Source organism: Lysinibacillus sp. RU7 (assembly GCF_057837305.1).
In genome coordinates this window covers 125907-138045 of the sequence record NZ_JBYQFK010000001.1, presented here as the reverse complement: position 1 = coordinate 138045, position 12139 = coordinate 125907, and the positions used below count along the sequence as shown (strand labels likewise).

Annotated in this window: 12 protein-coding genes; 1 reads left to right on the top strand and 11 read right to left on the bottom strand. The window is 39.9% G+C overall.

Going from position 1 to position 12139, the window contains the following annotated elements:
* Nucleotides 1–88: 88 nt before the first annotated feature.
* The 9 genes from AC3II9_RS00645 to AC3II9_RS00605 form a co-directional block, all read right to left on the bottom strand.
* On the bottom strand, nucleotides 89–1864 hold the full coding sequence (locus AC3II9_RS00645) for an ATP-binding protein (protein ID WP_489152565.1): 1776 nt from the start codon (nucleotides 1862–1864) through the stop codon (nucleotides 89–91).
* Nucleotides 1857–2573 carry a response regulator transcription factor gene (locus AC3II9_RS00640; protein WP_489152564.1) on the bottom strand — a complete coding sequence of 239 codons (717 nt, stop codon included), beginning with the start codon at nucleotides 2571–2573 and terminating at the stop codon, nucleotides 1857–1859. Before AC3II9_RS00640 ends, AC3II9_RS00645 begins: the two co-directional genes overlap by 8 nt.
* 111 nt (nucleotides 2574–2684) lie before the next feature.
* On the bottom strand, nucleotides 2685–3899 hold the full coding sequence (gene ccsB, locus AC3II9_RS00635) for a c-type cytochrome biogenesis protein CcsB (protein ID WP_489152563.1): 1215 nt from the start codon (nucleotides 3897–3899) through the stop codon (nucleotides 2685–2687).
* A complete protein-coding gene (gene resB, locus AC3II9_RS00630; RefSeq protein ID WP_489152562.1) occupies nucleotides 3896–5557 on the bottom strand; it encodes a cytochrome c biogenesis protein ResB in 1662 nt (553 codons plus the stop codon). Before resB ends, ccsB begins: the two co-directional genes overlap by 4 nt.
* Nucleotides 5558–5569: 12 nt before the next feature.
* Nucleotides 5570–6103 (bottom strand): thiol-disulfide oxidoreductase ResA, encoded by a 534-nt coding sequence (gene resA, locus AC3II9_RS00625; protein WP_489152561.1) that lies wholly within the window; start codon nucleotides 6101–6103, stop codon nucleotides 5570–5572.
* A gap of 139 nt (nucleotides 6104–6242) precedes the next feature.
* Complete coding sequence (locus AC3II9_RS00620; protein WP_431029623.1) at nucleotides 6243–6983, bottom strand: pseudouridine synthase; 741 nt, start codon at nucleotides 6981–6983, stop codon at nucleotides 6243–6245.
* 260 nt (nucleotides 6984–7243) lie between these two features.
* Nucleotides 7244–8212 carry a D-alanyl-D-alanine carboxypeptidase family protein gene (locus AC3II9_RS00615; RefSeq protein WP_489152560.1) on the bottom strand — a complete coding sequence of 323 codons (969 nt, stop codon included), beginning with the start codon at nucleotides 8210–8212 and terminating at the stop codon, nucleotides 7244–7246.
* Nucleotides 8213–8228: 16 nt separating this feature from the next.
* On the bottom strand, nucleotides 8229–8810 hold the full coding sequence (gene scpB / locus AC3II9_RS00610; RefSeq protein WP_489152559.1) for an SMC-Scp complex subunit ScpB: 582 nt from the start codon (nucleotides 8808–8810) through the stop codon (nucleotides 8229–8231).
* The gene (locus AC3II9_RS00605; protein WP_391366831.1) at nucleotides 8785–9561 is read right to left on the bottom strand and encodes a segregation/condensation protein A; all 777 of its coding nucleotides are present in this window, start codon (nucleotides 9559–9561) and stop codon (nucleotides 8785–8787) included. Before AC3II9_RS00605 ends, scpB begins: the two co-directional genes overlap by 26 nt.
* 157 nt (nucleotides 9562–9718) lie before the next feature.
* Between AC3II9_RS00605 and AC3II9_RS00600 the strand changes: the two genes are divergently transcribed.
* Entirely contained in the window at nucleotides 9719–10219 is a 501-nt protein-coding gene (locus AC3II9_RS00600; protein WP_489152762.1) for a DUF309 domain-containing protein, read from the top strand.
* A gap of 3 nt (nucleotides 10220–10222) precedes the next feature.
* Here AC3II9_RS00600 and AC3II9_RS00595 read toward each other — a convergent pair whose 3' ends face one another.
* Nucleotides 10223–10591, bottom strand: coding sequence for a GNAT family N-acetyltransferase (locus AC3II9_RS00595; protein WP_489152558.1), 369 nt, complete (start codon nucleotides 10589–10591; stop codon nucleotides 10223–10225).
* 229 nt (nucleotides 10592–10820) lie between these two features.
* On the bottom strand, nucleotides 10821–12137 hold the full coding sequence (lysA, locus tag AC3II9_RS00590) for a diaminopimelate decarboxylase (protein ID WP_489152557.1): 1317 nt from the start codon (nucleotides 12135–12137) through the stop codon (nucleotides 10821–10823).
* Nucleotides 12138–12139 lie beyond the last annotated feature (2 nt).

Genomic DNA, 12139 nt, shown 5'->3' with positions numbered 1-12139 from the left:
CGGCTCGTCATCCAAACACCTAATCTCTTGCCAGTAAAAAGGAGGTGTTCTGAAAGCTCTTACTTTCTGGACACCCCCTTTTACTATATTACATCGGTAAATAAAACGTAAATACTGTCCCTTGCTTTTCGACACTCTCTACTTTTATATTTCCTCCATGTGCTTCTACAATATTTCGGGTAATGGCAAGCCCAAGACCTGTACCACCTTTTGAACGAGTACGCGCCTTATCTGCTTTATAGAAACGTTCAAATACATAAGGAAGATCGTCTTGTGGTATACCTATTCCTGTATCACTTACCGAAATTTTCGCGTACGATAATTCATTTGTGAGTGCTACGGTTACCGTTCCTTCTGCTGGTGTATGACGAATTGCATTATCAATTAAATTCGTTAATACTTGCTCAATGCGATCTTCATCTAATGAAATGAGCACATCCTCTGGTAGCTCTGAAGCAAACTGCAAATGAATGTGGTTTTCTTTGGCGACTTGCATAAACTTTTGCGTCATGCGTTCGAGTACTACTGCGATGGGTACTTGCTCTTTATATAAGCGCAAATGTCCCGATTCCATACGAGCAAGGTCAAGTAAATCGGTCACAAGACGACCCATCCGCTGCGATTCATCGTAAATAATACGAATCATTTCGTTGCGCTCTTCTTCTGACTGTACAACACCATCTAAAATAGCCTCAGAGTATCCTTGCAACATCGCAATTGGTGTACGCAATTCATGCGATACATTGGCGATAAAGTCTGAACGCAACTTTTCTAAGCGATGCTGGTCGGTTTTATCTCGTATCACCGCCACCGCCCCCCGAATAGACTCACCACTATATAAAGGGGAAATCGTAATGCTATAGTAAGAGCCAGCAATGTCGAGATCTTCCTCAATCTTATCCTCTAAATCAAGCACATGATCCAGCATATGATAAATTTCAGCTGGCATCGGTCGTGCACTTTGGCTCCCTTTACTAATAAACCACTTTTGTAATAACTTTTCTGCAGGTGGGTTACTAACTAAAATGGTACGATCCCGATTAAATGTAATGACAGCATCCGTCATCGATGTCAAAATGCTCGATAATTGCTCTTTTTCTTGGTTAATCACTTCTAAATGATGCTTTAACTGACGGCCCATTTGATTAAACGCGACAGCAAGTTGACCGATTTCATCACCACTTTGTTTCGTTGGCACTTGTGAATCAAATCGCCCTTTCGATAATTGAAACGCATGCTCTCGCATTTGGCGAAGCGGATACGTAATACGGCTTGATAAGAAAAAAGCAAAAAAGGTTGTTAATAAAAAGGCAATGAATGCGGCAATAAAGACTAGCTTTGTTGTTTGCTGACTCGTTTCATGCATCGCTGCAGGGTTTTGATAAATAAAGACTGCCCCGTGCAACTCATCTTCTGATTTTAGCGGAAAGCCCAACACCACATACGACTCCATCTTCTCTTCTTCTGTTTGTGACGGCAAAATGATTTCCTTTAAAATCGGGTCATCTGTTTCATAGATGTCTTGAAATGCTTCATTTTCTAAAATCGAATGTTGAATTTGTTCTTGATTAATCCCTTCTTGAATCGCATACTCGATTTTACCAGGAGGATTCACAATTAATGCATTTGTATGATAATCGAGTATATCTTTAATAATTTGCGTTGGGGATTGCACAGCCCCATGCTGATCTACGATACTAGCAATGGCAGATGCCGTTTGTCGAAGTGAACTTTCCGCTTGCTCACTATGGTAATTTTCTAAAAACTCTAGCATAAATACCGTGAAAATAAAAAGGACAAATGAAACGAGAAGCAATATGGTTACCCATAGCTTCCCGACAATACTATTCCATATTCTATTCATTCACGACCTCGAATTTATAGCCGACACCCCAAACTGTTACGATCATTTTTGCCGCATTTTCAGATACGCGGTTTAACTTTTCACGTAAACGCTTTACATGCGTGTCCACTGTACGTAAGTCACCGAAGAAGTCATAATGCCAAACCTCTTTTAGTAATTGTTCACGGTCAAATACTTTATCAGGAGATTTCGCTAGGAAGTACAGTAACTCATACTCTTTCGGCGTCAAATTGACCTCTGTCCCTTCCGCTGTTACGCGGTGTGCATCATGGTCAATTGTAAGATGCGGGAACACCACTAAATCTTTTGATGTCGTCGGATTGGATACGGGTGAGAATGCAGCCGAACGACGCAAAATCGCCTTAACACGTAATACGACTTCACGTGGGCTGAACGGTTTCACAATATAATCATCCGCGCCTAGTTCGAACCCTTGTACACGGTTTGCTTCTTCACCTTTTGCTGTTAATAAAATAATCGGTGTTGTTTTCTTTTCACGAATTTCTTCACAAACTTGCAAGCCGTCTTTTTCCGGCATCATAATATCTAAAAGAATACAATGATAGTCATTTTCAAATACTTTTTCGATTGCTTCTTCTCCATTTTCCGCTTCATCTACCATGTATCCTTCACGTTCAAGATACATTTTTAATAGGCGGCGAATACGATCTTCGTCATCTACCACTAATACAGAAATATTTTCAGACACTAGTACGAATCCCCTTTCAATCTTTCTCTATTCTCTATTGTACATTTTCAGGTAGGAAATGAAAAGAAAAGGAGCAGCAAACGCGGCCCCTTGTCCTTTATTTACGCTACATTATGCATAAGAGTGTAAACCAGCGATGATTAAGTTCACAGCGACAAGGTTAAACATTACGATGGCAAAACCAACAATCGCTAACCAAGCAGACTTTTTACCTTCCCAACCTTTCGACAGGCGCAGGTGAAGGAACGCTGCATAAAATAACCATGTAATTAGAGCCCATACTTCTTTCGGGTCCCAGCCCCAATAGCGTCCCCATGCAATTTGTGCCCACATCATTGCAAAAATTAATGCACCCAGTGTGAAGACAGGGAAACCAATTAACACGGAGCGGTAGCCAATTTCATCAACTAATGTTAAATCAACCCGTCTCACAAGCGGCTGCACCATACTTGTAATGCTGCGGCGACCAATTAAACGGAGTAATCCATAAAGTACGGAACCAAATAAAATAGACCATGATACAATTGTAAATTGACGTGAATCAAATAGCGGTGGTAATTGAATGACACCTAGATTTTGTTCCGTTGTTTCAACATACTGACCTTCCGCATTTTTTTCCACTTGCACGGCATCTTCAAACATAAATAATGTTGGCATATTGTACGTTTCCGTTGTGACACTGCCTTCATTATTCACAAATTGGTACGTTCTTTCCACGCCCATGCCATTAAATGTTACCGATGCAATAACGAAGCCGACAACGAGTACACAAACATACATGACTACTTCTAACCATAAGCGCTCTTTTGATGTTGCAGATTTATCAACCGCTTTTAATAAGTAAAGAATCCCTGCTACAGCAGAAATAGATAAAATCGATTGGCCAAGCGCTGCTGTAATAACGTGAACTGCTAAAAAGTCAGATTGTAATGATGGTACAAGCGGGCTTGTTTCTGACGGGAACATCGCTGCATAACCGATAATTAAAATCGCAATCGGTAATGCGACAACACCTAACGCCGATACTTTATACATGAAATAAATAATAATAAATGAAAATACTAAGAACATGCCGAATGCTGTTGTAAATTCAAACATATTACTTACAGGTGCGTGACCTGTGTACATCCAACGCGTAATAAAGTAACCTAAATGCGATAAGAAACCGATTATCGTAATCGCAATCGCTAATGTACCTAATTTACTAGCACCCTTTGGCACATTTTCTTTTGCTGGCTTAATCGCACCACCAAATAAAAATGTTGCGATTAAATAACACATAAATGCGACATATAAGAGCTTATCACTCACCTCGATTAAACTCATAAGATGTTGTCACCTTCCTTTTCTTTTTCCTTCTCTTTCTCTAAATCCACCTGATCCACATATGCTGGAAGATGCGCAAACTCCGTTAAGGCATCTAGCTCTTTCTTAATACCAAACCAGTTTTTGTTTGTATGCGCAGCAAGACGAATTGTGCCATCTTCAAGTTCTTCAATCCAAACACGGCGATGTGCCCAGTACGAACCAATCACTACACCGAGCATAAAGATAAAACCACCGACAAATAAAACCGGAATCGTACTATCTTTACGAATCGTTAAACCTGTTTTATCGCGCGTTTCAATACCCTGGAAGCTCATCTTGTATGTATTCTCCCCAAGCGGCTCTAATGTATTTTTAATCGCAACAAAACTCGTCTCTCCTTCTGTTGTTTCAGGTGTATACATACGGAAAATAAACGCCGGATTATTCGGTGATGGAGAAGCTGTTTGCGGTTCACCATCTTTAAAGCCAGCAAAATCCGGTACATATGAAAGTATTTCTACTTTTGTATTTTCATCGATTTCATAGACTGTGTCAGGATTCGTTAAATCAATAACAATATCCCCCAATGATTCTCCTGTCGCTTTATTCGTTAAAGCAAATTTCATTTTATGCAATTCATTTAAACTGTAATCCATTTGATAAAATGCATATCCCTCATGCTTTAAAGGATGATTTACACGAATTTCAGATGATTTGACTTCTTCCAAATTATCAATTTGCCCTGGTAATGAACCTTCTGCTTGCTTATACAGAATGGCATCTGTCTGGAAGTTTTTCGCAACAACGTTGACACCTTGTTTCAGTTGTTCACCTTGCGCTTGCCCCTCATGTGTTTCTAAAATAAAGTTTTCATTATAGATGAAATATCCGTCCATTCCAGGAACAGCACGTAATTCTCCTTCTGCCACCCAAATCGATTCATCGACGTGGAAACCCGGTACTAAACGCAACATCACAGCAACTAAAAAAATAATTAAACCTAAATGATTAATATAAGGACCATAACGTGAGAAACGATTTTTCTCCGCCATTAATGCATTGCCTTCGCGATGCACATTATAACGAAGCGCTTTTAATTTTTGCTCTGCTAATTCAAGCGTATTAGCTTGTGCTACAGTTGGTGTCCCTTCAGCAATGACACGCTGACGCTTCATAAAGCTCGCATGTCGTTTCACACGCTGATTTTTAAGAGACTTATGTAAAGGCACCCCGCGGTCAATACTCGCGATAATAATTGATACACCGAGCATTGCCACTAAAATTTGGAACCACCAGGAAGAATACACATCTGATAGTCCTAAATTATAATACAGTGTCCCAAACGTACCATAAAGATCTGTATAATAAATCTTCTTCGCTTCTTCTGTCGCCGCATCAATATAAAACTCTTGCGGCAAAATCGTACCAATGGAAGCCGCAATTAAATTAATAATAATTAACGTAATTCCAACCTTTACGCTCGAGAAAAAGTTCCAGATTTTATCAATAATTGATTTGTTATATGTTTTTGAACGAATGGCGATCCCATCGTAACGCATATCTGCAAGTTTCTTTTGCTGTTCTTCTTCGGTTAATGCGCGTCCACATAACGCACAGAGTTTCGTACCAATAGGATTTTCGTGGCCACATTCACACCTTATTTTTTCCTTTTCCATGTCGTAAAACTCCTATTCCGGTTTTATCGATTCCATATGAGCCACGATTTGCGACTCCGACATCTCTCCCGTAATAATTTGCTCTACCTTGCCGTCCGAATTAATTAAAATCGTCGCTGGTAATATTGTCACGTTATAAGCTGTCATGACACTTTTCGTCTTATCAATTGCTACAGGGAATGTCATGCCCATATTCTTGACATAATTTTTCACTTCTAAGTTAGACTGCGCAATATTCAAAGCTAACACATGAACACCTTGCTCTTCAAAAGCTTTATATTGTCGTTCAATTGCAGGGAATTCACGCTTACATGGCTCACACCATGTGCCCCAGAAGTTTAAAACGACTCCTTGTCCTTTATAATCCGATAAGCGATGGATATTGCCTTCTAAATCAACCACTTCAAAGTCTGGTGCATCCATACCCCTTTGCAGTACGTCTACTTTGTCTTTTGTTACTGATGCATAAATCGTATAGCCAATAGCTACTGCTAATAGGGCCAAAATAATACCTCGTGTCATGGAACGCTTTTGCTTCTTGTCCATTTCCGCAATTCCTCCCTAATCGATTACGCCTCGGCGTAATGGCATCCGCCAGAGACTTTAACCCTTATCCATTATACCAAAGAAAGCGTAGACGCCTTCTTCGGTTTTTGAAGGATTTATGAACGTTTCCACTAACTGTTTAGTGTAAATCTACATGCCCTGTTTCAGCTAGTACACGTAACCATTTCACCTCTTGCTTTGTCAGTGGACGGTATTCCCCTGGGTTTAAATCACCTAATGTTAAAAAGGCGAATTGCTCACGTTTTAATTTCACAACTGGCGTACCAATCGCTTCGAACATACGGCGTACTTGACGATTACGACCTTCATGGATAGTAATTTCACAGATTGCCTTGCCCGCTTTTTCGTCAAATGAAGTCATGCTTACTTTCGCAGGAGCTGTTTTCCCATCTTCTAGCTTAATGCCGCGCTGTAATTTTTTTAACCCTTCAATCGTCGGTACACCTTTGACACGTGCAATGTACGTTTTATCGATTTTGAATTTAGGGTGTGTTAACTGATATGAAAACTCCCCGTCATTTGTTAATAATAACAAGCCTGTCGTATCATAATCTAAACGCCCAACAGGGAAAACGCGCTCTGGTACGCGTTTTTTCAAAATATCCACGACCGTTTTACGTCCTTTATCGTCCGTTACCGCAGAAATATAGCCTTTTGGTTTATAAAGTAGGAAGTATACTTTATCTTCTTTTTCAAGCTTTACACCTTCTACTTCAATTGTGTCTGAATTGGAAACTTTTGTTCCAAGCTCACGCACAACCTTGCCGTTTACTTTAACCTTCCCTTCTGTAATTAATTGTTCTGCTTTACGACGAGACGCAATACCTGCGTACGCAATGACTTTTTGTAGTCTTTCCATAAGTTCACCTCATTGATTTTTACGCCACACGTTAGACGTGGGACTAGACTAATTTGTTCCCTCTAATCTGTTGAAAATTATGTCACATTTTGACGGAAACATAAAGAGAAATAGCTTTCATCATTCATTTACCAAAATTTCACTAAAGAAAAAGACAAAGCCCAAAACCCGACTTTGCCTCCCTTTATCTATTTTTGTATAGGTTAAACTTAAACATTCAGTAAGTTTACTTCATTGTTGTTTTAATAACTGCCATGCCGTTATCCCTTGTCTTCTTTAATCGACACTCTTGTTGAAAACAGAATGTCATTGTTTAATTTAACGTGCCATATTGCTCTTTTATAGTCACGCTGTGCGATCAGCATATGCTCAATATGACCACGTTCTTGTGCGGTAAGTAACAGTGTAATGGGTTTTTCGATTGTAATGGTCGCATTCGGAATAAGATATTCCCCTTTTTCTACAAGTGTATACGATTCGTAACGTTGATCAATCGCATCAGCGATAAATTTATGCGTTTCCCAATCGTTTGATTCGTTGATCGTCACAACGACAAACGCTTTGTCACCACGTTCAAAATAGGTAGCCAGTGTACGACCTGCCACTTTCGTATACCCTGTTTTCCCTGCCACCGCACCGACGTTTTGCGATAATAGTTTATGCTTATTTTGCCACGTCGTTTTACTGCCTTTATATATAACCGTTGAGGCAATTTTACGGAACGTCTCATTTTTCATAGCGATTTGTAGCATCCTCGCCGTATCAGCAGCTGTCGCCAAATGTTCCTCATGGTGGAGCCCTGATGGATTAGTAAACACCGTGCCACTTAAACCATGTAATACCGCTTTATCATTCATCAGTTTCACAAAGCCTTCTACCGAACCACCAACATGTTCAGCAATGGCTGTCGCTGCATCATTCCCTGAACGTAGCATTAAACCGTACAGTAATTCTTCTAACGTGATTTGTTGCCCCTCTTCTAAATAAATCGAAGACCCTTCGCTATAAACGGCCCGCTTGGACACTGTGACCATGTCGTCTAAATGCCCTTCCTCAATGGCCACAAGGGCTGTCCACATTTTTGTCAAACTCGCAATGGGGAACCGCTCATTTTCTGCTTCTCCCATTAGCACGCGGCCCGTTTCCGCATCCACTACGGCATAACTAGACGCTGCTTCTACACTGACTGGCACAAACAACAAGAATAAAACAAACAAAAGTTTTTTCAACTTACCGCTCCTTATTTTATTCGTTAAATGCTTCTTGGAATTTCGTCATAAATAAATCTGTCGTTTCCTCTTCTTCTGATTCCTCCGTTGGTAGAGGAGGTAGCTCAGAAATATTTTTTAAGCCAAAGTAGTTTAAAAACTCCTTCGTCGTACCGTAAAGAATAGCCCGTCCTGTTCCTTCCGCACGCCCTACTTCTTGCACGAGTGCTTTTGATACGAGCGTTTGAATGGGACGTTCACTCTTCACTCCACGTAAATCTTCCACTTCTGCACGTGTAATTGGCTGCTTATATGCTATAATCGCAAGTACTTCCAGAGAGGCTGATGTTAACACTTGACTCGTCGGATTTTCCACAAGTTTTTGAAGTGTTTCCGCAACCGACTGCTTTGTCGTCAATTGGTATGTACCTGCAAGTTGTTTAATTGTAATCCCATGCTCTTCTGCTTCATTATATTTCGTCTCAAGCTCACTTAATCCTGCTTCAATATCCATCACCTCTACTTCTAAATATTGTGCAAGTTGGCGCGCTGTTATACCATCATCTCCCGCAACAAATAATAATGCTTCAATTCTACTCATCAAGTTCTTCGAGTCCATCGCCAATTTCCTCCTTTTGTAGTAATACGGTTAGTTCTTCGAAATTATTGGATTGCTCTACAAAAACGACTTGGCGTTTCATCAATTCAAGTAATGACAAAAATGTGACGATTAATGTTTGTTTATCCTCATACGGGAATAATTGCGTAAATGTCATACGACCACCGCTGACCTTCAACCGATTCACGACTGCAAACATATGATCCTTAATAGAAATTTCTTGTCTCGCTACACGCGTTGTTAATGGTTTTTTTAATTGCTTACGACGTAGTAGTTTTTGAAACGCTGATAACATGTCATACACATTGACATCTGTTTCAAATAGTATAGATGATTCAGTCGGAGTGTATTCTGAAAGATCTGCTGGTGGACGAGTATACACTTGTGCACGTTGTTCTTCTAATGTTTGTAAGGTAGACGCTGCTTCCTTATACTTTTTATACTCGATTAAGCGTGATACAAGCTCTTCACGAGGGTCAGGACCATCTTCTATAAAGTCCGTCTCTTCGATTTCACCTTCATGAATGGGTAGCAACATACGACTTTTAATCGCAAGTAACGTCGCGGCCATCACTAAGTATTCACTTGCTTCATTTAATTCTAATTCCTGCATAGCATGTATATGTTCAATGTATTGTGCTGTGAGCTCAGCCATTGGGATATCGTATATATCAATTTCCAATCGGTGAATTAAATGTAATAATAAATCGAGTGGACCTGTAAATGCTTCTAGTTTTACTTCATAGCTCATCTGTATGCCACCTGTCATTTTCATTAAAAATACAATTCACGCACAAATAGCGCGAGTTGTCAGCATATTTTTGTGGATTTCCTTAAAAGCTTTTACTTTCGAATCCACTAAAATAGCTCATCAATAGTATAGAGGAAAGGTGATTCATTTGCCATATATGCACCCACTGTTTGTTGATTATTGTACATATTTTAACGGTAATCACGATTATTTTGAATGTCATGAAGTATTAGAAGAATATTGGAAAGACATTGCTCCTGGCGATAAAGAACATGTACTCGTCGGACTTGTCCAATTGGCAACAGGTATGTATCACTGGCGCCGTCATAACTTGAATGGTGCAACAAAAATTTTACGAAAAGCACAAAAAAATTTACTAACCAATCAAGCATCCGCCTTCTTGCACCCGTTCCACTTTCCATTATTAGCAGAGCGAATCTCACAATCTATTTCGCAAATTGAACAAGAACAGCCTTTTCAATCTTTTCCACTTCCATTGATCGATGAAGCGTTTGAACGAATGATTGCAGAAAAGATCGCGACATTGACGAAGAAGGATGCGCATTTTCTTCTTCATAAGCATATGCTACGTGACCGCTCCGACATACTTGAAGCACGTGCACAAAAAATAGTAAAAAATAAAAAGAAAAGAAGCTGAGTGCTAATTACACTCAGCTTCTTTTATGATTGGTATGCATTTTTCTAAAAAAGGTGCTGTTTCTTCATTCGGTTGAATATGCGTAAACATTTCTAAATCGTAAAGTTCTTGTAGCATACCAAGCGCTACACCTTCCCCACGATACGATGGAATAACCGTAATATGTTGAATTGTTGCAACTGTTTCTTCAGCTAAAACCCCAACAATCCCCACATATTCTTCATCCTTTTTCCATAAATAAAGCATCCAATGATCTAATTGTTCATACTGCTGAATTGTTTCCATTAGGCGCTTCACATCTTTTTCTTGAGGCATAAAAGATAGTAACCCCATTGCGATTTTCTCTAGCGCCTTTTTATACCGTACTAGCATTGTCACATTCCCTCAATTCTACCATTGCACATCCTACCAAAACCGCTTCTGAAATGCAATAACACAATTTCCCAAGACAAGTCTGTAGTGTTGATTACAATATAAAGGCCTATTCACCGTTAAACATTGCAATTAATGGACTAATGACGTAGATGAATAAAAGTGCCCAAGCTAAAACCCCAAATAACAATCCAAGACCCCACTTAGCCTGTTTCGATATTTTCAAAGATTACTCACCCTTTTTTAAAACTAACGGGAGATCATTTACAACGATGTCATCATAGCTTTCGCGCTTGATAGCTAATTGATGCTCACCTGCTTCTACAAATACAACGGCCGGGCGTGGTACACGATTGTAATTTGACGCCATGGAATATCCGTATGCACCTGTGCAGAACATCGCTAAAACATCACCAGATTCAGCTTTTTGTAGTGCTGCATCAATCATCAACTTATCACCAGATTCACAAAGCTTTCCTGCAACTGTATACGTTGCATCCTTCGCTTCATCGGCCTTATTTGCGATGATTGCTTCATATTTCGCATCGTACAACGCAGGACGAATATTATCACTCATTCCCCCATCAACAGCGATATACTCACGCACACCTGGCACTGTTTTGTGTGAACCAACTGTATAAAGTGATGTACCTGCATCCCCTACAAGCGAACGACCTGGCTCAATCCAAATCTCCGGCATCGCTAATTTTACCGCTTCTGCCTCCGCTTGTACAGATTTAATCATCTCTTCTACGTACACATGCGGCTCAAGTGGCTTATCTTCTTCTGTATAGCGAATACCAAAACCACCGCCAAGATTAAGTACTGAGCACTCGAAGCCATGTTCCTGTTTCCAAGTACCCATTTTATTCATTACTTTACTAGCGGCTAATGTAAAGCCATCTGTTTCAAAAATTTGCGATCCAATATGGCAGTGTAACCCTAGTAAATTTAAGTATGCATGGTCTTTTACTTGCGCAAAAGCCTCATCCGTCTGTCCATTATTCAAATCAAAACCAAACTTTGAATCCGCTTGACCTGTCGTGATGAAATCATGTGTATGTGCTTCTACTCCTGGTGTTACACGAAGTAAAATATTCATTTTTTGTTGTTTTGCTTCAGCAATTTCTTTTAATAAAGCAATTTCATAAAAGTTATCCACAACGATGCAACCGATTTTTGTGTCAAACGCCATTTCTAGCTCCGCCACCGACTTATTATTGCCATGGAAATGAATGCGTTCTGCCGGGAACCCTGCTTTAATCGCGGTATATAACTCGCCACCAGACACAACATCTAACGAAAGATTTTCTTGCGCTGCTAATTGATACGCAGCCACACACGCAAACGCTTTCGATGCATACGCAACTTGTGCTGTTACACCTAAGTTTTCAAACGTATCTTTAAAACCGCGTGCACGCTTGCGAATTAACGCCGTATCATACACAAATAGTGGTGTACCATACTGTTTTGCTAACTCAACTGTATCGACACCACCAATTGTTAAATGACCGTTTTCAATTTGCTGTGTTCCATATAAATGCATTG